15 protein-coding genes and 1 tRNA gene are annotated in these 25,402 nt (G+C 52.4%); 14 read left to right on the forward strand and 2 right to left on the reverse strand.

Features of this window, described 5'->3' with window-relative positions; translation table 11 throughout:
* Nucleotides 1-136 precede the first annotated feature (136 nt).
* Together BLT02_RS11520 and BLT02_RS11525 are read left to right on the forward strand one after the other, a co-directional pair.
* Complete coding sequence (locus BLT02_RS11520) at nucleotides 137-886, forward strand: PepSY domain-containing protein (protein WP_175453808.1); 750 nt, start codon at nucleotides 137-139, stop codon at nucleotides 884-886.
* A gap of 162 nt (nucleotides 887-1,048) precedes the next feature.
* A complete protein-coding gene (locus tag BLT02_RS11525; RefSeq protein WP_092995460.1) occupies nucleotides 1,049-1,684 on the forward strand; it encodes a hypothetical protein in 636 nt (211 codons plus the stop codon).
* A 205-nt stretch (nucleotides 1,685-1,889) separates the two neighbouring features.
* On the opposite strand, the gene BLT02_RS11530 is transcribed toward BLT02_RS11525, so the two are convergent.
* The gene (locus BLT02_RS11530; RefSeq protein ID WP_175453809.1) at nucleotides 1,890-7,907 is read right to left on the reverse strand and encodes an FMN-binding protein; all 6,018 of its coding nucleotides are present in this window, start codon (nucleotides 7,905-7,907) and stop codon (nucleotides 1,890-1,892) included.
* Between the two features lie 647 nt (nucleotides 7,908-8,554).
* Between BLT02_RS11530 and BLT02_RS11535 the strand changes: the two genes are divergently transcribed.
* The 12 genes from BLT02_RS11535 to dxs all read left to right on the forward strand — a co-directional run bounded on the left by BLT02_RS11535 (nucleotide 8,555) and on the right by dxs (nucleotide 23,603).
* The gene (locus BLT02_RS11535; protein WP_092995670.1) at nucleotides 8,555-9,586 is read left to right on the forward strand and encodes a tRNA dihydrouridine synthase; all 1,032 of its coding nucleotides are present in this window, start codon (nucleotides 8,555-8,557) and stop codon (nucleotides 9,584-9,586) included.
* Nucleotides 9,587-9,721: 135 nt separating this feature from the next.
* On the forward strand, nucleotides 9,722-10,900 hold the full coding sequence (locus BLT02_RS11540; RefSeq protein WP_092995466.1) for an AAA family ATPase: 1,179 nt from the start codon (nucleotides 9,722-9,724) through the stop codon (nucleotides 10,898-10,900).
* Between the two features lie 602 nt (nucleotides 10,901-11,502).
* Nucleotides 11,503-12,003 (forward strand): helix-turn-helix domain-containing protein, encoded by a 501-nt coding sequence (locus BLT02_RS11545; RefSeq protein ID WP_092995469.1) that lies wholly within the window; start codon nucleotides 11,503-11,505, stop codon nucleotides 12,001-12,003.
* A 349-nt stretch (nucleotides 12,004-12,352) separates the two neighbouring features.
* A complete protein-coding gene (locus BLT02_RS11550) occupies nucleotides 12,353-12,667 on the forward strand; it encodes a DUF6110 family protein (protein ID WP_092995472.1) in 315 nt (104 codons plus the stop codon).
* A 227-nt stretch (nucleotides 12,668-12,894) separates the two neighbouring features.
* Nucleotides 12,895-14,970 (forward strand): heavy metal translocating P-type ATPase, encoded by a 2,076-nt coding sequence (locus BLT02_RS11555; RefSeq protein WP_092995475.1) that lies wholly within the window; start codon nucleotides 12,895-12,897, stop codon nucleotides 14,968-14,970.
* A gap of 842 nt (nucleotides 14,971-15,812) precedes the next feature.
* On the forward strand, nucleotides 15,813-16,106 hold the full coding sequence (locus BLT02_RS11560) for a DUF2325 domain-containing protein (protein WP_092995478.1): 294 nt from the start codon (nucleotides 15,813-15,815) through the stop codon (nucleotides 16,104-16,106).
* Between the two features lie 105 nt (nucleotides 16,107-16,211).
* Complete coding sequence (locus BLT02_RS11565; protein ID WP_092995481.1) at nucleotides 16,212-16,775, forward strand: DUF3793 family protein; 564 nt, start codon at nucleotides 16,212-16,214, stop codon at nucleotides 16,773-16,775.
* Between the two features lie 267 nt (nucleotides 16,776-17,042).
* Nucleotides 17,043-17,465, forward strand: coding sequence for a flavodoxin (locus BLT02_RS11570; RefSeq protein WP_092995484.1), 423 nt, complete (start codon nucleotides 17,043-17,045; stop codon nucleotides 17,463-17,465).
* A gap of 506 nt (nucleotides 17,466-17,971) precedes the next feature.
* Nucleotides 17,972-18,670 carry an ABC transporter ATP-binding protein gene (locus tag BLT02_RS11575; protein ID WP_175453813.1) on the forward strand — a complete coding sequence of 233 codons (699 nt, stop codon included), beginning with the start codon at nucleotides 17,972-17,974 and terminating at the stop codon, nucleotides 18,668-18,670.
* A 228-nt stretch (nucleotides 18,671-18,898) separates the two neighbouring features.
* Entirely contained in the window at nucleotides 18,899-21,232 is a 2,334-nt protein-coding gene (locus tag BLT02_RS11580) for an ABC transporter permease (RefSeq protein WP_092995486.1), read from the forward strand.
* 262 nt (nucleotides 21,233-21,494) lie between these two features.
* Nucleotides 21,495-21,568, forward strand: a tRNA-Pro gene (locus tag BLT02_RS11585).
* 118 nt (nucleotides 21,569-21,686) lie between these two features.
* On the forward strand, nucleotides 21,687-23,603 hold the full coding sequence (dxs, locus tag BLT02_RS11590; protein WP_092995489.1) for a 1-deoxy-D-xylulose-5-phosphate synthase: 1,917 nt from the start codon (nucleotides 21,687-21,689) through the stop codon (nucleotides 23,601-23,603).
* Nucleotides 23,604-23,985: 382 nt separating this feature from the next.
* Here the strand turns inward: dxs and BLT02_RS11595 are convergent, their stop codons facing one another.
* Nucleotides 23,986-25,131, reverse strand: coding sequence for a 1-deoxy-D-xylulose-5-phosphate reductoisomerase (locus tag BLT02_RS11595; protein ID WP_092995492.1), 1,146 nt, complete (start codon nucleotides 25,129-25,131; stop codon nucleotides 23,986-23,988).
* Between the last annotated feature and the right edge of the window lie 271 nt (nucleotides 25,132-25,402).

A 25,402-nucleotide genomic window follows, 5' to 3' on the forward strand; every position in this document is an offset into this window, starting at 1 on the left:
TAAAAAATGGTTTTTAAAAGATTTGCAATATTTTTTCTTTTTCTTTTTTCTCTAAGAATACTCTAATCTTTCCAATGTATCATTGCATCATCAAATGAAACAAGAAAAACAAACGAGAAAAGAAAGGAGAGAATGCATGAGAAAGATCAGCACACTGGCACTGGCAAAGACAATGGCGGGACTGCTCCTCGTCTCTGCATTGGGTGGAGGAACCGCATATGCCGCCTCCACGGTGGCCAACAACGGTCTTCTGGATCAGCAGGAAGCGGAAACCTTTGCCTTTATGGATGCAGACGTTAAAGAGGATGAAGTCACGAACCTCCGGACACATCTGGAAAAGGATGACGGTGTTTACGTATACGATATAGAATTCTATGTCGGCAATATCGAATACGAATACGAGATCCGCGCTGAAGACGGTGTAGTCCTGGACAGGGACAAGGAAGACAGAACACCGAAAGTCAGGACCGATGCGGCCGCAAATAAGAACAGTCAGACAGCTTCCGACGATGCCGCCGTGCAGGAAGAGATCACACCTGAAGCCGCGGCTCAGATCGGAGAGGACGCACCGGAGCCTGCAAAAGAGCAGCCGGCACAGACGAGCGAAGCTGCTCCTGCAGCTGCAGAGACTGGCGCAAATGCCGCAGATAAGGAAGAACCGGCAGCAGACAACAAATATATCAGCGTGGACCGCGCCAAGCAGATCGCTCTGGAGCATGCGGGCCTAAAGGAAGATGAAGTAAAATTCACGACTGCGAAATTCGAGGATGATGGCGGCAGGAAAGAATATGACGTTGAATTTTACCGCGGTAATCTTGAATATGAATATGAGATCGACGCAGTGACCGGCCGGATTCTCGACTCTGAAGTCGAAACCGACGACTGAAAGCGGTGAAGCGGAAATAGTCCGGATAGTAAAAATCCAAGTAAAAAATCCATATCGAAACAGTAATACCTGAGAAGAGTAAAAGTCCATATCGAGAACAGTAATACCTGAGAAGAGTAAAAGTCTATATCGAAACAGTAATGGCTGAGAAAGGAAATGCTTATGAAGAAAAGAATTAGAAGACTGGTCTGCACCCTGATGGTTATGATGTTTGTGATGGCAGCGGCTATCCCGGCGCTGGCATCCCCGAAGATCCGCGAAGCGGAGTACGAAGGCAGCGGACGTGTCGATGTCGAATTCAAGACAGATGTCAAATATAAGAACGTCAAGGTCAAAGTCACTGATACCAAAGGTAAAGCCTACAGCACAGTGATCCGGAGCAAGGATGAAGATGACCTTACCTTTGAGATCAAGAGCTACAAAAAGGGCGTGACCTATAAATATACCATCACCGGTGTCAAGCAGAAAAACGAGAAGAACTACGGCCAGGTAAGCGGCAAGGTCACCATCCCTGCGACCACTTCGGCACCCAAAGCCAAAAAGGTTGAGTACGACCGTCATGATAACGAAGTTGACTTCGATTTCACCACTGCTGTTCAGTGGAAAGCCCCTAAGGTCACCATTTCCGACGGAAAGAAAAACTATGTGGTCAAGATCCTTGAGAAAGACAACGACGGCATTGAGGTCAGAGTGAAGACCCTTAAAAAGGGCGCAAGATACACCTACAAGATCACCGGCGTCCGCGTGAAAGGAAACCAGACCTACAAGACTGTTACCGGAACATTTATCGCCAAATAATAAAAATATCGCCAAATAATAAAAAAAGTATAGAGTATTTAGTTCCTGAGCGGATAAAAACACGGGAGCTGCAGCATCGGCTGAGAATAGAAATTCCAGCTGTGCAGCAGCTCCCGCTTTTCATGTTTTTGATGTGATGTTTATCGCATTGCGATAATTATGTTGTGATGTTCATTACCTCACGGTAATTATGCTGTGGCGCCCGTCACTTCACGGTGATCTTGATCGCCTTTACGGCTGAGGCTGAGCTGAAGTTTTCAGTGCCTGCTATAGCTACTTTAACTTTGATCGTGTAGGTGCCCTTTTTCAGTCCTTTAGCGACTGTGATCGTTCCTGCCTTGCTGACTTTGATCGATTTGGTTCCGGAACTCTTTGCGTAGGTGACTTTGCCTTTTCCGACGATCGTAGTCTTGATCTTGACAGTCTGTGCGGCTTTTTTCAGCTTTGAAGCGGATACGGTCGCATTGGCCGTGATGGTCTTGACCTTCTGGGCAGCCTTTTTGATAACGAGCTTAGCCGCGTTGCTGGTGGCGGCTTTGTAGTTTTTGTCCGCCTTGACATCTGCTTTTACATAATATGTTCCCGCCTTGGAATGCCCCTTGACAGCCTTTTTGCACTTGGAGTCCGAATAGAACCTATAGGTGATTTTGCCCTTGCTGCCGGTCACAGTCGGCCTGGCCGGGTCGATCGTTTTCCCGTTATAGGTCACTGTTTTGTTTTTCAGGGTGGCCTTGGTGGCTGCTTTAGAGATGGTCAGTTTGACGGCTTTACTGGAAGCGCTCTTGTAGTTTTTGTCTGCCGCCACGAAAGCCTTTGCATAATAGGTACCGGCATTCACCGCTGATTTGACCTGTGCGGCGCACTTGGAATCACTGTAGTATTTATAGGTGATCTTTCCGGTGCTTCCCTTTACGGACGCTTTTCCGATCGCGGCCGCCTTCCCGTTGTATGTCACGGTTTTGGCTTTCAATGTGACACTGCTGGCGGCTTTTGCGACATTGACGGTCACGGTGACATTTTCGGCTGCGCTGTACTGCGTGTTGGCTGCGGCGCTGATGGTGATCTTTGCGGTTCCCGCGTTACCCACGGTCACCTTGCCGTTTGCATTTACAGCTGCGACGGATGCGTTGTCGGATACATAAGTAAGGGCTGTCTTTGCCTTTGCGCCGATGTTGAAGGGTTTGTCGCCGTAGGTCACATCAAAGACGGGTGAGGAGACGGTGATTTCCTGAGTCCCGGGTGTGAACCGGACGGCACCGTCGATCACGGCCCAGCGGGCAAGATCGGAACCGTCTCCGGTGTAGTAGAGCGCGTGCCTCTCGAGATCCAGTCCCTGTCTGACTTCGTCGAGGAGCTGGGAAATGCCTGCGGCATTGGTGTTGAGTAGCTGCGCGAACTCTTCACCGGTGATCTCCGCATAGGTCTTAGGGAAGGCTTCATCGGTCACATTGGAATAATTGGCTCCGCTTGCCTTCATCTCTGCCGGACTGCCTGCCGCAGTGAGTGTGCTGTCACTGTTGTAATAGCAGGCTTTGTTCAGGCTGATGCCGCCCACGAGGCCGTTGATGGCGCCGATCCCGGATGTCGCTTTGCTTGAAGTAATGTTTCCTGAAGAATAGCAGTTGAGGTGGACGCCGCCTTCCATGCCGTCAATACCGCCGAGGAAGGTCATGTTGCTGCTGGAGGAGCCGCCGTATACATCACCCAGTGAATAGACATTTACGATTGTCAGGCGGTTGGAGGTTGCCACGATGCCTGCGCCGTATGCCCTGCCGGTATCGGTATAGGCGTTGACGGTCACATCTGTCCAGCTGTTGGTGATCCTGCCGCGGAGCCCGCTGGCGATCAGGCCGCCTGCGCGGCAGTGGCTGTCCGCTGTCACACCCTGGACGAATCCTGTGGCGTCGCAGTTGTCGATTTCGACACCGTACTGGCAGGTTCCCGCGAGGGTGCCCGCGTAGAGCTGGTAACGGACATCCGCGTAGACCGCGGCATCTCTGAGGTGGATATCCTTCAGAACGACGCGGCGCACATCGTCTGTCGGAGCTTCGTTCGTCGTGTACTCCCCGGAGGTCAGTCCAAAGAGGGCGGCTGTCATCAGTCCGGAAGGAGCTTCGGCAGAACCGACGGTCAGGCCGCTGATGGTATAGCCGCCGCCGTCAAAGCAGCCGCAGAAAGGATAAGCGCAGACAGTTTCCTCCTGGTTGTTGATCTCCGCTTCCAGCGCCCAGCCGATCGGGATCCAGTCGATGCCCTCGAGGGAGATGTCTGCGGTCTGTCTGAACCAGACACCTTCCCAGTCCGTGTCTTCATTGATGGACCAGGCGAGGTACTGGAGCTGTTCAGCGTTTTTGATCAGATAAGGGGAACCCTGGGTTCCTTTGCCGCCTCCGAACCTGGAGGGATCTGCCGCTTCATAGTGGCTGAAGTCACCATAGGTTCCTTTTGTTTTTGCGGTTTCCAGGGCGGCCTCATAGGCTTCCCCTGATCCGGCGCCGCTGAGCACTTCTGTTTCTGTCACAGCGCCTTCGGCGACAGTGATCCTGACAACGGTCGTCTTGTCCTGATCACGTCCATACCAGACTCCGTCCCGGAGTGCGGCTTCCGGCTTCACATACTGTTCGGCTGCCGGCTGGACATAGGTCACAGCCTGTTTCTCACCGGAGAAGGTGACTGTCTGATCTGTATAGACCCACTTGCTGAGGGCGTCCGCGGGAATACCATACTGCGTGATCTCAATCGGATATGCGGTAAATTTATTATTCAGCGCATCCGCAACGGAGGCATAGGTCTGGGCTGTATAGCCCTTGAGGTCATCCACGACGCCGCCGGAATAGACCATTTCATCTTCGGATACACCTGCCGGGACCTTCGTGCCGATGGTTTCGGGAGGATTGATATTCGACCCGTTGACAGTCATGACCGATTCGCTGTTATACCAGCAGCTGTACGCCTTGCCGATACCCGTGACCCAGCCGGATACCATGCCCGCGTAGTTGGAGAATTCTTTTGTCGTGTTGTCTCCGGAGCCGTAGCAGCCGACGACGTCGCCTGCATCCACTGCGACCAGGGAGCTGACCACTGCCATGCCCTCCAGGTCGTTTTCACGGTTTCCACTGCCGTAGACATTGCACAGCGCATAGCTGTTGGCCACAAGCCCTCTGTTGACGAGAGCGGCGATTCCGCCGACCTCAGCCAGGGCTTCGCCCAGTACCGTTCCGGACAGATCCATGTCCGTACTGCAGTTTGTGATCGCGCCCTTGTACTGATAAGCGGCGATGCCGCCGATAAACAGGTTTCCATTGTCCTGGACAGTCGTGATCTGCCCGCTGACATGGCAGTTGTCGATCCAGGCGCCGGCGCGGGAATCGTCCTGCACGCTCGCCATGTAGCCCGCGATACCGGCCACATAGGAGGAGGCCGGCCATGAGGCATTGACAAAAACTTCTGTCAGATTCACATTTTTGACGACAGCCGTGCGTTCCAGCACGCCGAACAGGGCAAAATAGGGTTGATCTGCGCCCTTGCTGGCGGGTGTTTCGGCGGTTCCCAGATGCATGCCTCTGATCGTATATCCTCTTCCGTCAAAGGTGCCGGCGAAACCGTATTCGCCCAGACCGACAGGGGTCCAGTCCGCTCCGGAGAGATCGATGTCCGCGCCCAGCGCGATGAAGTAACCGTCGTAATTGAGCTTTTCCCCGAGGGATGCGGCAAATGCCAACATCTGGTCTGCTGTCTCAATGATATAAGGATCATTTTCTGTGCCCGTTCCCGACGCAAACACTCCGGTATCGGGCTGGTCGTTGTACCAGAAATCACCCGCAGGGACGACCCTTCCGTCGGAGACCACCCAGGTCCTGAGTGTAAAGACGTCTGCCAGGCTCGCATCTCTCATCTGATTAAAGACACTCTGCATATTTGCGTTGAGCGTATCCGCGAAGGAATCGCCGGTCATTTCCGCGAGGGGGAATGTGCCCGCGGGCTCAATGGTCAGGAAGCTTGTGTTCTTTGTGGAGCTTCCTGATGCGCCGGTCAGTGCCTGTGTCGTATAAGAGTCTCCTTCCCAGGCTTCCAGCGTGATGGCGCTGTCGAGGGCGTGATAGACGTGATCCGCGGATGCTTTTGTCGTCATCTGTCCCGCCAGCGCGCCTGTCCAGGTGTGCAGGCTGGAGGCGAGGCGGTCATAGGTGACATCGCCGGTCGCATAGCTGTTCCACAGCCTGCCGGGATACATGCCGACAAGGCCGCCCGCGTAGCCGACGAGAGAGTCGCCCTGAGGAGTGCTGCCCCATACCTGTCCGAACGCGGCTGCGTTGACGATCGCCATGTTATTGCCGCCCATACCGACAAGGCCGCCTGCATAGACGCTCGGATAACCGGCCCCCTTCGCTTCCGCCGTGACGGAAACATCCGTCCAGCTGTTGCTGATGACGGCGCCCGCCATCGCACGGCCGAACAGACCGCCCGCAAAGAGCATGGAATCATTATCCGCCTGGACATTGACCATTCCCTTTGCGGAGACGGAATCCACGACTACACCGATCCCGCTGCTATTGCCCAGAGTATCGCCCGCCAGGGCGCCTGCCCGCATGGTCGCGTCCGTGGAGACCGCGATGCCGAAATCCGCCAGCGCGAGATCATGGACGTTAGCGGAGATATTGAGCGTGGAGAAAAGGCCTATATTTTCCCACTCCGCGTGCGGTCCCGTAATGGAAAGACCGGAAACAGTGTGTCCCGCCCCGTCAAAATCGCCGTTAAAGAGCTTGTCTTTGCAGGTGGAGGGTTTGCTCTCGTCACCGATCGGGTTCCAGGTCTCGATGGCGGAAAGGTCGATATCCGATCCCAGACGGATATACTGGCCTTCATAGGTTGTACCTTCGTCAACGGAGACCGCAAAGGCGGCCAGCTGGTCTGCTGTCATGATGATAAAAGGATTGGATTCTGTGCCGCTCCCGGATTCGAAAGCCTCGGCATTTTCAGGCACCAGTGCTTTGTCCAGCGCATTTCTTACCGCCTGAAGGATGCCTTCCGAGGATCTGGTCGCGCCGGTGACCATATCGACATCCGCCGTCTGGGCTTCGATCATGGCATCCGTCATTTTGACAGCTTCGTTCCAGTACTCATCGGTTTCATTCTGGGAGACCGCTTCGATCTTTGCGATCCTGCCCTCTTCGATGGTGACTGCCATGACGATCACGCCGTTGCGTCCGTTTCCTGATCCCTCATATGTTCCGTCACGATACTGGACCTCAGGCGTGGAAAGAAGAGAGGAAGCTCCCTCAGCTCCATCTGCCGCCGCCTGTGCTTCAGCGGCAGTCTCTTCCTGTCCTGCCGCATCCGGAACAACTGATCCGTCAGCCGGCAGGAGTGACGGGTTTCCCGCCTCCGAAGGTTCGGAAGAAACATCCGTGTCCCCTGCCTCCTCAGGGAGCCCGGTTTCCCGGGAACCGCCTTCCGCTGCAGCGTCTACATCTGCGGCGTCTTCCTCTGAGGTGGCTTCCGCTGCGGCATCTTCCTCTGTGGCGTATTCCTCTGTGGCAGGAGTGCCTTCTGCAGGCTCGGACAGGATGCTCTCGTCCCCTTCCTCTCCGGAACCATCCCCGGAGAGCGGGTCAACAAAGGACCCGTCATCATCCGCAGTCACTGCGTCTTCTGAAGCTTCAGAAGGAAGGTCTGCATTTCCTTCCTCTCCGGAACCATCTCCGGAGAGCGGGTCAACAAAGGACCCGCCATCATCTGCAGTCACTGCATCTTCTGAAACTTCAGAAGGAAGGTCTGCATTTCCTTCCTCTCCGGAACCATCTTCGGAGAGCGGGTCAACAAAGGACCCGTCATCATCCGCAGTCACTGCGTCTTCTGAAACTTCAGAAGGAAGGTCTGCATCCCCTTCCTCTGCAGGTATTACCTCATCGTAAGAGGTCTCTCCCGCGGAAGAAGAATCCTGCTCCGGATCCGCTTCGAGGATATCCCCTTCATCTGCCGTCTGTACCTGAGACTGTCCGGCATCAAGGCTGTCATACTCTTCTCCTGATGAGTATGACTCCGCGGACTCCGAACCAAGCCCCGGTTCGTATACTTCCTCAAACTGCGCAGGGACACCATCCATACTGCCCGGTTCACCTGCGTAAACAGCTGCCTGCGGGATGGCCAGCCCTATGGCAAGGGCAAATGCCAGAAGCCAGGACACTGGTTTCCGGAGGCACGCTTTGCGTTTCCTTTTCATAACTTCTCCTTTCTGCATGTCACCTGGTGGTTAAAGAGTGAAGCGCTGGCCCGGCTTCATGAAGGTTTACGTTACTCCACGCCCTACCGTGGGCGTGTAGAGATAACGTGCGAAAACCCATTCCAACAATGCGAAGCTTTGTTATCGTTGCGAGATGGGATTTTCGTCGTAAAACTCGGGCTTTTCGCGAAAAGCGCGCGAAAAACACCTCGAATTTCGTGCCGGTCTGAAAAGTAACAGGTTTACTCCACGAGGCCCAACCTTCAAAAAATGCGCATTGACGGTTTCCTGAACACCGCTTACTCTTCGTATAAAAGTATCTTCTAATAGTTAGTAATTGCTAACTATTAGACTAGACTAATATATCTCTGTGGCCTTTTTATGTCAATCGGAAAACGTTTCCGGGTTAAAAAGGCTGGGCGGAGAAGCCTGGGTTAAAAAGCCCGGGTGAAAAAGCCCGGATGGAGAAAGCCGGGTTAAAAAAGCCAGGTGAAAAAGGCCGCGCGGAGTAGACCGGGCAAAGAGCCGGGCGAATTCGCAGTGTATTATTCACAGCGTATTAATATGCAGTGTATTAATTCGCTGTGTATTAAAAGGAAACAATGTAATATAATTGTCTAAAAATGAAGTGCATGAAAAGGAAAAATATGACAAGTATTTATTTTGCTCCTCTGGAAGGGATCACCGGTTTTGCTTTTAGAAATACCCACTATGCCGCCTTTGCGTCAGTGGAGAAATATTATACTCCCTTTACGGCTCCCAACTACACTCACCATTGGAAGACCCGTGACCGGGAGGATGTCGACCCTGCCCATAACAAGGATATTCCTCTGATTCCGCAGATCCTGACAAACCGGGCAGATGATTTCCTGTGGGCCGCCGGAGAACTGGTTGAGATGGGGTACAGAGAGATCAATCTGAACCTGGGGTGCCCCATGCCGACTGTCGTCAAAAAACACCGCGGTTCCGGACAGCTCGAAGACCTCGATGCTCTGGATCTTTTTCTGGAACAGATTTGTACCGGCATGGAAAAATACGGTTTGTCTGATGAAAAAGGAAACATCAGAACAGGAAATGATGAAAAAACCTGTTCAGAAGGAAAACTGCGGTTTTCCATCAAGACCCGTATCGGTCTGCGCACCGCGGAAAACGCCGCGGAACTTCTGAAGATCTACAACAGGTATCCGCTCTGTGAATTGATCGTGCATCCGCGCACTCAGACAGATCTCTATAAAGGGACTCCGGACCTGGAGACTTTTGAGATGATCCTGGAGGACAGCGCGCACCCGGTCGTATATAACGGAGATATTTTTACTATAGAGGATTACACAGAGCTTATTACACGCTTTCCTGAGTGCCCTGCGGTCATGATCGGACGCGGCCTGATCGCTAATCCTGCGCTTGCCAGGGAGATCCGCGGCGGAGCGCCGCTGGAAAAAGAGGAACTGCGCCGATACCATGATTCACTCTATATGGCTCTGCGCCAGACCCTGCCCGGGGCTGCACCCCTGATCGGAAAAATGAAGGAACTCTGGTTTTACATGGGCAGGAATTTCGCTGATTCTGACCGTTTTCTCAAAGAAATCCGCAAGGCCAGGGACCTGGTCCGGTATGAGGCGGCGGTGCGTACCCTGTTTGCACAGGGTAAGTTTTTACCGGGAAAGAACTTCACTTTTTAAAAAATCAACAGTGAGGGTGGGCATTTGCCCGGCTGCGGGTCTTTACCGGGAAAGAACATTTTTTTAAATATAATCAACAGAGAGGGCTGGCATTTGCCCGGCTGCGGGTTATAAATCGTGGGAATGGAGATCATTATGTCAGTAGACGAGCGGACCAATTTGCGTTTAAAAGAAACTTTAAAAGAAACAGAAGCAGCGGCGGGAGCGGAGCCGCAGGTGATCCGCATCGTGCTTACGGGCGGCCCCTGCGCAGGGAAAACGACGGCGCTCAGCTGGATCAAAAATGAATTCGGCAGGAGGGGGTACCGGGTCCTGATCGTGCCGGAGACCGCGACCGAGCTCCTCACGGGCGGAGTGGCTCCCTGGACCTGTTCATCGAACCTGCAGTACCAGGTCTTTCAAATGCATTTGCAGCTGGAGAAGGAACGAATCTTTACGGAGGCCTCTTCAGGCATGAAGGCGGACAAGGTCCTGATTATCTGCGACCGGGGCGCCCTGGACAATAAAGCCTACATGGATGATCAGGAATTTGAGATCGTCCTGAACAAGCTTGGGCTCAGTGAAGTCGAGCTTCGGGATACCTATGACGCGGTCTTCCATTTGGTCACAGCAGCCAAGGGTGCGGAAGAAGCCTACACCACCTCGAATAACCAGGCGAGGACAGAAACAGTGGAGGAGGCTGTCCGAATTGATGAGAGGATCGTCGCGGCCTGGACAGGTCATCCCCATCTGCGCATAATCGATAATTCCACTGGATTTGAAGCTAAACTCAGAAGGCTGCTCTCAGAGATCACCGCCTTCCTGGGCGAGCCGGTATCGATGCAGATCCAGCGCAAATATCTGATCCGATTCCCCGACCTGGCATGGCTGGAACAGCAGGAAAGCTGCAAGCGGGTCGAGATCATTCAGACCTATCTGTATTCGGCGGACGATGAAGAGATCCGGGTCCGCCAGCGAGGGGTCGACGGCCATTTTGTCTATTACGAGACCAAGAAGAGAAAGATCAACGGCGTCAAAAGATATATCATCGAACGCCGCCTGTCTTATGAAGAATACCTCACCTGCCTGCTCGATGCCGACGTTCAAAGACGCCCTGTGCGCAAGACAAGATACTGCCTGACCTGGGAAAACCAATACTATGAGATCGATGTCTATCCCTTCTGGAAAGACCGGGCGGTCCTGGAAATCGAGCTTCAGCAGGAGGATCAGGAGATCCGCATCCCCGACCAGCTGCACGTGATCCGTGAGATCACCGATGAAGACGCCTATAAAAATGCTGCCATTTCGATAAAAATACCGGAAGAAGAAATCTGAGGATTCCTTACAAGGTGTGGACCAGGGAACGGTCCCTTAGTCCGGGCTCGAGTGAACCGGGACAAGGTGACGGTTAAATATCTCTCTAAATCCATACGTCATCCATGCTTCCAAAAAGGAGCTGATCCCATTTCTGGACCAGCTCCTTTTGCTGTCTATGCAAAATGATTCTCCGTTGCCTCCATAACAGTATTCCTGCCTTATCTATACCGGCTTCAGCGAACTTTAAACTCTGCGTACAGGCTCTCTATATATTTCTTATCCGTTGTAGCCCTTTGGCCATCATCGCTTTTTTTCATTATATTTAGAGTTTGCTTAACATAACTTTTTGATTGACAGTTATAGTTAGAAGTATTAAACTAGAAGTGCTGGGTTAGCCAGCACTATTTTTTGCCCTTCTGGTTAGAAGATACTAATAAATTCAGGCCTTCAGGATTAAGGAAAAATATGACGAAGGGAAAATATGACGGTTTTCGGCCGGGGGGGGGATGATGATGACTTTTAGTACGGCGGGAATATCGGCAGCTGGATTTGATGTATAGAAAACTGCCGGTTTTCATTTTTCTAATTATTTTTCAAACTTCAAAAGGGTAGATTGAGATATGAGTACGGAGATAAAGGGCAGCAGATGTGTTGAGCAGGCAGGAACTTATCCGTCGGAAAGCAGTCTTGCCGGAACAGCTTGTTCAGCCAGTAATCGTTCAGATGCTGAGCAGAATAGTTATTCGTCTGAGCAGAAAAGCTTTTCTGCTGAGCAGAAAGAAGTGGCAGACAAGACTTATCAGCTGATTATGTGCAATCTGGAGAGGCATCTTACAATCGTGGAAATGGCAAGAAATCTGCATGTTTCCCCTACTCAGGTCAAAGTGTGCTTTCGTAAAGTATATGGAGTTCCGGTGTTTACTTTTGCCCGGAAGCGCAGAATGGAAATGGCTGCGAAACTGCTCGCCGAGACGGATGAATCTATTCTGGAAATCGCTGGACGGATCGGGTACGAGAACGGAAGCAAGTTCGCAAGGGCTTTTCGGGATGTCATGGGTATTTCACCGGGCAGATACAGGCGGATAATGCTTATGCAAAAAGAAGAGTCGGAAGCGGTCTGAGCAGATCAGATAGGGCAATTCATCTCCTGCGCCTGTGGGCAGATTTGTCTAATTGGAGCCAAAAGAGCCAGAACTAACCTGCCCTGTGCCTTTTTGGGGGCTGAAAGAGACAGAACTAACCCGGTCTGTGTCTTTTTGGAGCCAAAGGAGAGAAAACTAACCTGTCCTGTGCCTTTTTGGAGCCAAAAGAGTCTGGACTAACCTCTGTCCGGTGCCTTTTTGGAGTCGAAGAAATTAAAACTAACTCATTATCATGATTTTGTGGTCGACAGGGAGCCTGTGATCGATAGGCAAATGACCTGGACAGACACGATTTCATAATTAGAGAACAGAATCAGGAGGTATTGAGATGTTTTTTGATTTTAAGTGGAAAAACTGCAGATGGCTCGGAGCTGGTGTGCTCCTCGGAACCTACGGAGTGAAGCTCCTTACCAGCAGGGATATGAAGAAACTGTATACCCAGGGAACAGCAGCAGTCCTGAGGATGAAAGATGAAGTGCTCAAAGACGTGACCCTGCTCCGCGAAAACTGTGAGGACATCGCAGCAGATGCGAAGGAAATTAATGAGCAGCGCCAGGCGGAATATGATGCTCAGCAGATTGAGGACGCAAAGGCTCTTCTGGCTTCAGCAGAAGCGGAGACAGCAGCGGCTGCAGAGGCGTAAAACGAGATGTAAACCCATAACCCGGACTTAGCCCTGAGTGAATGTGCCCTGAGGGACTAAGCCCTGAGGGAATGTTCCTTGAGGGACTAAATCCTGGGGAAATGTTCCTTGAGAGACTAGGCCCTGAGGGAATGTGCTTTGACGGAGTGCGCCTTGAGGGGTTGGCCGGATAAGGAAAAAAGAGACAGCGCCTGTGACAGGGGCGTAAAACTGGTAAAAGAAAAAGAATGAAATGCAGAATATTACATGAGTCCAGAGGGAGGATGCGGGTGCGTATGCTGCAGCGCCGTATGACCGGTGCTCAGGCGGACATGCTGCACTATTTCCTGCTCTCTTTGGACGGCGTTACAAAAGTGACAGTTTCAGAGCGTACGGCGGACGCGACGATTTTGTACAATGAAAAATCCTGCGGCCGTGAAAAACTCATTGCGGAGCTGTCCGGTTTTGGATATGAGCGCACAGAAGTAGCCGTTCCGGAGCATACGGGACGGGAACTCAACCGTGTCTATGAGGAAAAACTATTCTTTATGGTTTTGGGCCGGGCGGTGCGTGAGCTTATTTTGCCGAACCCGCTGAGGCGGGCTTACTGCCTGTGCAGAGCGGCTCATTATCTGCGGGCAGGCCTCCAATGTCTGCTCAGAGGAAGGCTGGAAGTGCCTGTGCTGGATGCGACTACGATCGCTGTCTCACTCCTGAGGGAGGATTACGGCACAGCGGGTTCAGTCATGTTTCTCCTGGATGCCGGAGGACTTCTGGAGGAGTGGACCCATAAGAAATCCGTGGACGATCTGGCCAGGCGGATGTACCTCAATGTGGACAAGACCTGGATCAGGACGCCGGAGGGCGAAGTCCTGGTTTCCGTCCGTGATGTGGAGCCTGGAGACTGCATCGTGGTCAGGACAGGAAACGTGATTCCTCTTGACGGATCCGTGATGAGCGGAGAGGGAAGCGTGAACCAGGCTTCAATGACTGGAGAATCCCTTCCTGTCCGCAAGGCGGAGGGCGCGTATGTCTATGCGGGCACAGTCCTCGAGGAGGGCGAACTGGAGATCCGGGTCGACAAGGCTCTGGGCAGCGGCCGCTATGACAAGATCGTAAATATGATCGAAGACTCTGAGAAACTGAAGTCCGCGACAGAGAGCCGCGCATCCCACCTGGCGGACTCCCTCGTGCCTTGGTCCCTGGGAGGCACAGCCCTGACCTGGCTGCTCACCCGCAATGTCACGAGGGCGCTTTCCTTCCTGATGGTGGATTTCTCCTGCGCGCTGAAGCTGGCAATGCCGATCTGTGTCCTCTCTGCCATGAGGGAGTGCAGTGACCATCATATCAACGTCAAAGGCGGTAAGTTCCTGGAGGCAGTTGCTCAGGCCGATACGATCGTCTTTGACAAAACCGGAACCCTGACCTACGCCACACCGAGTGTGCGCGAGATCATTTCCTTTGGGGATCATGATGAGAATGAGCTTCTGCGCCTTGCGGCCTGCCTGGAGGAACATTTCCCCCACTCGATCGCCAATGCGGTCGTCAGGGAGGCTGCGGAGAGAGGCCTGATTCACGAGGAGCGGCACACGAAGGTGGAATATGTCGTGGCACACGGGATCGCCAGTTCCATCAATGGAGTCCGGGCGCTGATCGGAAGCTGGCATTTTATTTTTGAGGATGAAAAATGTACGCTCCCCGAGGGCACACAGGAAAAATATGATGCCCTTCCCGACGACTGCTCGCTGCTTTATCTTGCTCTGGACAACAAACTGGCGGCAGTGATCTGTATCGAGGATCCGATCCGGGAAGAGGCGAAGAGCGTTGTGGAAGCCCTCCACGGCGCAGGCTTCTCGAGAGTGGTCATGATGACAGGAGACAGCCGCAGGACCGCCGAGGCTGTCGCCGGCCGCCTCGGAATGGATGAATTCTATGCGGAAGTCCTCCCGGAGGATAAGGCTGCCTTTGTCAAAAAAGAACACGAGGCGGGACGTAAGGTCGTGATGATCGGAGACGGGATCAACGATTCCCCGGCCCTCTCGGAGGCAGACGCAGGAATCGCTATTTCGGCCGGAGCTGCGATTGCAAGAGAGATCGCCGACATCACGATCTCTGCAGAAGACCTGCGGGAGCTTGTCGTACTCAGACGCCTGAGCAATGCCCTGATGGACAGGATCAACGGAAATTACCGGAGGATCATGACCTTTAACGGCCTGCTGATCGCCCTGGGCCTCCTGGGCTACATGCCCTCTGCCCGCGCGGCTCTGCTGCATAATCTTTCCACCATCTATTTCAGCGTGGACAGCATGAAAGACCTGCTCTGAAACAGAGTATCTCGGTGTGGACAACATGAAGAATCTGCTCTGAAACAGAGTATCTCGGTGTGGATAGCATGTAGGACCTGCTTTTCTTCATCGCGGGATTGTACCCATGATGATTGTACCCATGATGATTGTACTCATGATGAAGCTAGTTTCCCTTTTGCGCGTGTTACCCATGTTTGAAGACGTGGGTATTACGTGATAAAGACAATTAATTTTCGGATTTTTGCCTTTGGGAAAAAGGAATGTGAAACAGGGTTGTTGCATTAGCTGAAAGCTCAGCCAGGCAACAACCCTTTAAATTGCTCTTTTGAAGTGACCTTGGGCCTCCAGATCCGAAATATCGCTTTACTATTTCGGGTCATGGGTGACCTCGGGCTTGCGAATCCGAAATATCGAATTTACTTTTTCACAACATAGGTGACCTCATGCCACCGGCCCCGAAAGATCTCTTTACTTTTTTGTAGTATGGAACATTCAAAAGCAAGGACTGTTACCTGGGGATTTTTTCAACGTTAGAGTAAATGAGTCTTTTTGGAGTTGTTTTGCCAGTAATGGTTAGCTATACTTAACCCAACGATTAGAGCAGATACAGACAGAGGCGCCTTGCAAGGCGCTTTATTCAGGGGAATAGGTTAGACAATTCTAACCATCCTGTAAAGAAACATAACCCAGATAAAAGGAATAACCTGAACCGGGTCTGGCTAAACCAGGACTGAACGAAAAAAGGACTGAAATAAACCAGGACTGACTATACCAGGAATAAACTACAGCAGAAATAAACTACACCAGAAATAAATTAAAGCAAGAATAAACTAAACCAGGAATTAATAAAGAGGTGGAAGATGAGCGTGATTATCCTTGGCGGAAATGAATGTATGGAGCGCCAGTACAAAGATCTCTGTAAAGAGTACAAGTGCCGGGCTAAGGTTTTTATCAAACCTTCCGGGAGCCTTAGAAACAAGCTGGGGAATCCTGATCTGATGATTTGTTTCACCGGAGCCCTGTCCCATAAAGTTTTGAAATGCGCCCAGAGCGAGATTAAGGGAAAAAACACAATGGTAGAGCATTCCAGGACCGCATCTATCGCGGCTCTGCGCAGCATTCTTGAGAAACACACCCTCCAACAGGGAGCATGACTTAAACGCCGCATCGTCGTTGCAGAACAATATAAAACACACCCTTCAGCAGGGAGCATGACAGACATGTAGATTGCGACTAATAACGGAGCCGGAGGAATACAGATGTCAGATGAAATGCTTGTGCAAAACGGTTCACCGACATTGGCGGGAATCAAGACCGGGAATCTGTTCACATGTCCATATACGGACAGACGGCAGACAATGCATGAACTGCAGCAGCTGAACAAGAGACTCGTGCCGAAAGGACTGCGGATCCTGCCCCTGCGTTACTCAGCGGAAAGGGTACTTGTATATCTCTATCGGTCGTCCCGCCTGGAAAAGGATCTGTCGGAGAAGGAAGCCGTAGAGTTGTTGGAAAACGCAGGTTACCGCCATGAGAACGCGAATCAGTGTGTCATAGAGCTGATTCGTCGTATCAATGACGTGGACACTGAATTTCCGCACGAGATCGGTCTGTTTCTCAGTTATCCCCCGGAAGATGTGCGTGGATTTATTTCTCACAGAGAAAACAGGTCAGTCGGCTGCAAGCTGGTGGGAACCTGGCGCGTTTACGGTGATGTTCAGAAAGCCAGAAAGACTTTTGAGGAATACCGGAAATGCACCGAAAATTACTGCAGACAGTGGTCCAGCGGAGTACCGCTGTCAAGGCTCGTTGTTGCCGTGTAAAACATCTCGGCCGGGTACTTCTGAATCCAGTCCCAGAGCTGTACCAGGGTTAACTTCCCCGTGAGTAGACACAGAGTTTTCCAGCGTATCCTCTGTCACCTGCCGGGGCCTGCCCTCCCCGTGAAGAGACAGAGAAGCGTCCCTTGTCTCCTGTCAGTTCGGGCAGTCTCAGGAATTGTTTCCTGATCCGACCTTATGATGTTTACGGATATGCAGATTTTGGCAAAGTAAAAAAGTGACAAAACAAAAAGAAAGGAAATCGAAAGAATGAGTAAAATTGCAGTTGTGTTCTGGAGCGGTACAGGCAATACAGAGGCTATGGCGAATGCTGTAGCGGCGGGCGCGCAGGAAAAGGGGGCGGAAGTGACCGTCATGGGTCCTTCCGATTTCGGCGCGGCTGCAGTGGCCGGTTATGACGGAATTGCCTTTGGATGCCCCTCAATGGGCGTAGAGCAGCTCGAGGAAGCTGACTTCCAGCCGATGTGGGATGAGGTAAAGGGAGAGCTCTCCGGTAAAAAGGTCGTCCTTTTTGGCTCCTATGGCTGGGGAGACGGCGAGTGGATGCGCACCTGGGAAGACGAAGCAAAAGGCGCAGGTGCAGTCCTGGCAGCCGACTGCGTGATCGTCAACGGCGCTCCGGATGATGAGGGTGAAGCAAACTGCAAGGCGCTCGGAGCTGCGCTGATATAAGGAATGGGTCCATTTCCGGTTTCTGCTGCTTTGCTTCTCCGTTCATACAGTCTGCAGTTGCCATGATTAACCCCGTATAATCACTGCAGCAGTTCCTTCTTACACAAAGCTGATCAGAATATGAATACTGCCGGTATGGATTCACATGCCTCCTGCCTGAAACGGCAGGAGGCCTTTTTGGCTCTTTAATTTTTCTTTTTTAACTATTTTCAATCTTCCTTTTTTTCTATCTTCGACTTCGTCGGAGAAGGTGTAAAAAAAGAAAAAGTGCGTTATAATAGTTAATGCAAGCTAACCATCCTGCCTGAAGCGTGCCCGCACCGGAAATAACAGGCAGGTAATGATCGGTGGACGATCATCGCAATGCTGGGGACAGCAGACAATCGTCGTTATACAGAGGTCATCAGGCAGCAATGGAAGACATCAAAGACATCAGACATGGAACAGTCGGCAGCAGACAATTGACTGAAAAAACCGGGGAATCTGGAAAAACCATGGAAACCACAGTGCTATTGGAATTAAGGGATATCCGTAAAGCTTTTGGAAAAGGGGAAAACCGTGTGGAAGTGCTGCGCGGAATCAGTCTCGATGTAAAAAAAGGAGAGTTCTGTGTTTTGCTTGGACCTTCCGGTTCCGGCAAGTCAACGCTCCTCAATATTATCGGGGGGATCGACAGTACGGACAGCGGGGAGATTCTGATCGGCGGAGAACGGATGAGCGCGATGGGAGAGAAGGAACTGACCCGTTACCGGCGACGTCACCTGGGATATATTTTTCAGATGTACAACCTGATCCCTAATCTGACTGTCAGGGAGAATATCGAAGTCGGGGCTTATCTGGGCAGGGATCCGCTGGATGTCGACGAAATCCTGCATACGCTCGGGCTGTACGAGCACCGCAGAAAGCTTCCCAACCAGCTTTCGGGAGGCCAGCAGCAGAGGACGAGCATAGGCAGGGCAATCATCAAGAATCCCGATATCCTGCTTTGCGACGAGCCGACAGGAGCGCTGGACTACAATACGTCCAGAGAGATCCTGCGTCTCATTGAAAAAATCAGCCTGCAGTATGGGACCACGATCATCATGGTCACCCACAATGAGGCGATAGGGGCTATGGCGGACACGGTGATCCGGCTGAGAGACGGCTCGATCCGCGACCGCACGGTAAACGTTACCAGGATGCCGGCAGACCAGTTGGAATGGTAATTGTGATTATCCGCGACCGCACGGTAAATGTTACCAGGATGCCGGCAGACCAGTCGGAATGGTCATTATGTCATATGTGAATACTTAATACTCGCACGCGGGTATCCCACAACTATTATCTGAAGTCAAGGGTTATTATCTGAAGTTAAGGGTACAGCGCGCTGAAGAATAAACAGGCTGTAAAATTATGATGCGGGTGAGCCTGCAGGATGGACAGAGAGAACGGGCATGAAGAAAAACAGGCAGAATCCCCTGCGGAAACGGTACCTGCGGGAGCTGAGAGGAGATTTCGGGAAATATCTGGTCATTTTTATCCTTCTGGTCTTTACGATCGGTCTGATCTCCGGGTTTCTGGTGGCCGACGGGAGTATGATCATTGCTTATAATGAGAGCTTTGAGAAGTACCGGATCGAGGATGGAAATTTCCAGACAGATGATGAGATCTCCAGGGCAAACCGGAGAAAGATCGAGAAGTCCGGGGTCATCCTTTATGATAATTTCTATATTGAAAAAAAGCTGAAGGATGGGAATACACTGCGCATTTTTAAAAACAGGGAGGAGATCAATCTCCTGTGCCTGATGGAAGGAAGATTTCCGGAAAAAAGAGGAGATCTGGTCATCGACCGGATGTATGCGGACAACAATGGCATTCATGTCGGAGATGAGCTGCAATTCGGGAAGTCGATTTTTGTCGTGACCGGGCTTGTGGCTTTTCCGGATTACAGCGCCCTTTTTCAGAACAACAGCGACGCGATGTTCGATGCAGTCAAATTCGGGATTGGCGCAGTGGGAAGGGAGGACTTTGACAGCTTCGCGTCGGATGAGCTGACCTGGTGCTACAGTTGGAAATATGCGGATCCGCCCGGGTCGAAGGAGGAGGAAAAAAAGGTTTCGGACCGCCTGATGGAGGACGTGGCGGATATCATCTATCTGGAGGATTTTATCCCCCGATATATGAACCAGGCGATCCAGTTTACCGGGGAGGATATGGGCGGCGACCGGGCCATGATGCTGATGCTTTTGTATATCATCATAGTCATCGTGGCTTTCGTATTTATGATCACGGTGCGGGACACGATCGCCCGGGAGGCGTCAGTGATCGGCACCCTGCGCGCCTCGGGCTTTACAAAGGGCGAACTGGTCCGGCATTATATGACTCTCCCGGTCCTGGTGACGCTGGCGGCCGCGATAGTCGGAAATGTCCTCGGCTATACGGCGCTCAAGGAGGTCTGCGCCGGTCTGTATTACGCGAGCTACAGCCTGCCGACTTATGTCACTGTCTGGAACGGAGAAGCTTTTGTGCTTACCACAGTGGTGCCCGTTCTGATCATGCTGGCAGTGACCTTTCTGACCCTGCAGCGCCGACTGCGGCTCTCACCCCTCCAGTTTCTGAGGAAGGAACTGAGCCGCCGCAGCAGGGACCGCGCCCTGTTTCTCCCTTCCCGGCTCCCTTTTCTGCTGAGATTCCGCCTGAGGATCTTTTTTCAGAATATGGGAAATTATGCGGTCCTGCTGATCGGGATCCTGTTCGCGAACCTCCTTCTCCTGTTCGGTCTGGCCCTGCCGGCGGTTCTGGACCGCTATCAGGAGTCCATGAAGGACAACATGCTCTGCGACTATCAGTATTATCTGAAGATCCCGGCTTACAGGATGGACAGGGATTATGAATTTGACAAGATCCTGTCCTTCTCTTTTCTGCGAACAGCTACGATGACTTCCAACAAGGACGCGGAGCCTTTCGCCTCCTACACCCTGCGCATTCCGGAAGGGGAGGCTCTGCGGGTTGAGGACATCAATGTCTACGGGATCAAAAAGAACAGCCGCTATATCCATATCCCGATCCGCCGGGGTGAAATATGGGTCTCATCAGCCTATGCGGACAAGTGCAGGATCTCCGAAGGAGATACGATCCGGCTCAGAGAGCCTTACGAGGACCGGACCTATGAATTCCATGTGGACGGCATATACGACTACATGGGAGGTCTGTGTATGTTTATGCGAATGGAAGACCTCTGTGAGCGTTTCGGCCTCTTTGAGGACTACCGGTCGGGATACTTTTCGGACAGCAGAATCACGGACGTCAGCAGAGACCTGATCGCCTCTGTCATAGATTACGATGCCCTCATCAAGATCAGCAGGCAGCTGGACGTCTCCATGGGAGGCATGATGGTCGTGGTCGACGGCTTTTCCGTTGTCCTCTTCATGATCCTGATCTACCTCCTCTCCAGGATCGTGATCGAAAAGAACGCCCATGCCATTTCGATGACAAAGATCCTGGGCTATACCGACGGGGAGATTGCCGGACTCTATATATGGACGACCAGTGTAGTGACGGTCCTGCTGCTTCTGGTGACGATTCCGGCAGTCAATGCCATCATGGAGCTGATCTTCCGCAACTATCTCGCCGCAAGGATGACGGGATGGATCACTTACGACATCCCCCGGTCCGTTTTTTACAAAATGTTTTTGATCGGCACTGTGACCTATGCTGCGGTCGCAGCTTTCGAGATCCGCAAGATTCGCGCGATCCCCATGACCGATGCCCTCAAGGACGTGATGTAGCTTCCCATGGTCCACTCTCTGGCCTGCTGACGGCTGTTAGATGCTTCTGTGCTGAAAAAATAAGCCGCTGAAAAATGGGCACTGAAAATAGGCCGCTGAAAAAAAGAGCCCTGAAAAAGATCCCTGAAAACAGCCCCTGAAAAAATGGGCCTGAAAAATGGCAAATATTTTATGAAAAAAGTACTTGCAATTTTGTTGGATAGGGGTTAATATACTACTTGCGTGTTGCGGAGCAACGCGGCATGCTTCTGTTTTAACAGATCGGGGTGTAGCGCAGCTGGCTAGCGCACTTCGTTAGGGACGAAGGGGTCGTGGGTTCGAATCCCGTCACTCCGAGAAAACGTGGAAAAGAGCCGTGAACAGTTTGTTCACGGCTCTTTTCGCACACACACATTTTTTCGCACACACACAATATAAAAGCGAATCCGCTTTGTTTGTGAAAGGAGAAATGCCGATGGCACTGCTCGATCGGATTCAAAAACCAAACGATATCAAAAAGATACCGGCGGCGGAATATGATCATCTGGCAGAGGAGATCCGGCAGTTTCTGGTTGAAAAGGTAAGTGTGACGGGGGGCCATCTTTCCAGTAATCTGGGAGCGGTCGAATTGACGATGGCGCTTCATCTCTCACTGGATCTGCCAAAAGACAGGATCATCTGGGATGTTGGTCATCAGTCCTACACGCATAAGCTTCTGACCGGACGAAAGGAGGGCTTTGACAGCCTTCGCCTTTATGGCGGTATGAGCGGATTTCCGAAACGGAATGAGAGCAGCTGTGATTCTTATGACACAGGGCACAGCTCGACTTCGATCAGTGCGGCGCTGGGTCTGGCCCGCGCGAGGGATCTCTGTCGTCAGGATGGTTTCGTTGTGGCGGTGATCGGAGACGGTGCGATGACGGGGGGCCTTGCCTATGAGGCGCTGAACAATATGGCCCGTCTGAATTCCAACCTGATCATCATCCTCAATGATAACGACATGTCGATTTCCAAGAATGTCGGCGGACTTTCCAAGTATCTGGGCAGTATCCGTACCTCCAACAGCTATATACAGCTGCGGGACAGGATCCATGATTCCCTCAATGACACAATGCCGAAGGTGGTCAAGGGTATCAGCCGGGCGAAACAGTCTCTGAAGTCATTCATGCTCCCGGGAATGTTTTTTGAGGAGATGGGGATCACTTACCTGGGACCGGTCGACGGGCATAACGTCCGGGATATGGTGAGGGCAATTGAGGACGCCAAAAGGGTGAACAAAGCAGTCCTGATCCATGCCTGTACGAAAAAGGGAAAGGGTTACGGCCCTGCGGAAAAGAACCCCTCCCGTTTTCACGGCACGCCGCCTTTTGACATCAGGACGGGAGAACCCTTACAGCCGCCGAAGGGAACTTCTTACACGGGTGTCTTTTCAAAGGCAATGCTTCGCCTGGCCAAGGAGGAACCGCGTCTGGTGAGTGTTACGGCAGCCATGGAGGACGGCGTGGGGCTCAAGGAATTTCACCGCCGCTATCCCCGCCGCTTTTTTGACGTCGGGATCGCGGAGCAGCATGCAGTGGTCTTCGCCGCGGGAATGGCTGCGGGAGGCATGAAGCCGGTCGTTGCGGTCTATTCAACGTTTTTGCAGCGCGCTTATGACCAGATCGTGGAGGATGTCTGCCTGCAGCAGCTTCCGGTGGTCTTTGCCATTGACCGGGCCGGGATCGTAGGTGCGGACGGAGAGACCCATCAGGGGATCTTTGATCTTTCCTGGCTGTCCTCTATCCCCGGGCTGACCGTCATGGCCCCCAAGAACGGCCAGGAGCTCACGGATATGCTCCGCTTTGCACTCACTCTGGGCCGGCCAGCCGCGATCCGCTATCCCCGCGGAACCGCCTATGACGGCCTCGCCGAACACCGCGCTCCTCTGGAGGAGGGACGCGCAGAGATGATCTATGAGGAGAAAAAAGGCAGCGTCCTGCTGCTCGCTGTGGGAAGTATGGTAAAAACGGCGGAAAAGACCAGGGAGATACTTGCCTCCAGGGGGATTGCCTGCTCCATTGCAAACGCCCGTTTTGTATGTCCGATGGACACAGACCTGCTTCGGACTGCCCCGGAAAAATATTCCCTGATCGTGACAATGGAAGAAAATGTCCGCAGAGGAGGCTTCGGCGAACATGTCGACGCATGGTATTCGGAAAACGAGATCCGGATGCCTCTTCTGAACATTTCCATACCTGACCGCTTCCTGCCTCACGGATCTCCCGATGAACTAAGCAGAGCCTCCGGCATCGATGCGGTTTCCATTTCCCGTAAAATCCAGGAACGGCTGGAAGGGCAGCCGGACGGAACTCCGGACGGCACCCCCTGCGACAGTTCATGGGACGCAGAATGAGAATAATAAAGATGGTGCATAAGGACGGCTTTCTGTCAAAAAAGTTGTCATAACTGCTGTAAAACAGTTATAAATGATATAAATGGTATAAATAGCAAAGGACCTGCCGGTCTCCAGTGATGGAAGGAAGACCGGCAGGTCCTTTTTTAGTTTAAAATAGCCGTTAGTAAAATAGCCGTTAGTAAAATAGTCGCAGGTCGTTGTTTGACCAATCTTTTTCGATCAATCTGTTTAAGCGCTCTTTAATCGATCTTTGATCGATCTTTGATCATTTTTTGACTGCACACTTTGACTGTACACTTTCATGCATTCAACAGTTTTCTAAAAGTGAAGTGAACGGCAGATGATCCGCAGCTGTCAGACTGGAAAAGAAAGGATTTTTTTATCTCTTCCAAGTCGAGAGGAGCTCCCCGACCTCCTGCTCTGTCGCAAAGACTTCGTCGAGGGTAGGGGCCGGGAGGAAGCGGCATTTTTCCATGCAGTACTGGATCATATCGGCGATTTCAGGGAAGGCGATCTTTCTGTCCAGAAACTGCTGAACAGCAAGTTCATCTGCGGCGTTAAAAGCAGTCGGCAGGTTTCCGCCTTTTTCAATCGCTTCATAGGCGAGCCGGAGAGCGGGGAAGGTCTCCATGTCGGGCCGTTCGAAGGTGATCTGTCCAAGAGAGTAAAAATCCATCCGTTCTCCCTGGAGCGGGCGGCGCTCCGGGTAATAGAGGGCATACTGGATCGGGAGCCGCATGTCCGGGACGCCGAGCTGGGCGATGATGCCGCCGTCTTCATATTCCACCATGGAGTGGATGACGCTCTGGGGATGGACGAGGACATTGATCTGCGACGGGGCAACATCGAAGAGCCATTTGGCCTCCATCACCTCGAGCCCCTTGTTGACCAGGGTGGAGGAATCGATGGTGATCTTCCGGCCCATGGCCCAGGTGGGGTGTTTGAGAGCGTCTTCCGGGCGTACGTCCCTGAGACTCTCTGCCGTCCGGCCCCGGAACGGCCCGCCGGAGGCTGTGAGCCAGATCTTGTCTATGCGGTTGCCCGCCTCGCCGTTCAGGGACTGGAAGATGGCACTGTGTTCGCTGTCCACGGGGAGGATCGGGACGCCCTTTGACGCGGCCAGGGGCATGATGATGTGTCCCGCTGTCACCAGTGTCTCCTTGTTGGCGAGCGCGATCTTTTTACCGCTTTCAATCGCGGCGACTGTGGGCCGGACGCCGACCATGCCCATGATGGCAGTGACGAAATATTCAAATCCGTCCATGGAGGCCACTTCCAGAAGCCCGTCCATGCCGGTCAGGACCCGCACATCCAGATCCCGTACCCGCTCGCGCAGATCCTTCGCGGCCGCTTCGTCCCACATGACTGCCACGCCCGGGCGGAACTCGCGGATCTGCTCCTCCATCAGGCCGACGCTCTGCCTGGCGCAGAGCGCAGTGACCTCTATGTCTCCCTGTTGTCTTGCAACATCCAGCGTCTGCCGGCCGATGGAGCCGGTAGAACCCAAAATCGCTATTTTTTTCACGAGAACCTCCAAATCGAAACATTGAAAATGTAGTTATTACGTATTAGAAAATGCAGCTGTTAAGCATTACAAAATCCAGATATTAAGCAGTCAGAAAAACCACTCCCGGGCCGGTCAATATAAAGCGACACCGGATATCTGAAGTATAGCACAGGGGGGAGGAAAAAGACAGCGAAGTCCCCGGCTGCAGGCTTTTTGACAGAGCATCCTTTGACAGAGCATCACCGCGCTGGCAGGACTGATGTCATTAAAAAGACAGCGCAGTCCCTGA

The sequence above is a fragment of the Sarcina sp. DSM 11001 genome (assembly GCF_900101015.1).
In the GTDB taxonomy this organism is placed as follows: domain Bacteria; phylum Bacillota; class Clostridia; order Lachnospirales; family Lachnospiraceae; genus CAG-791.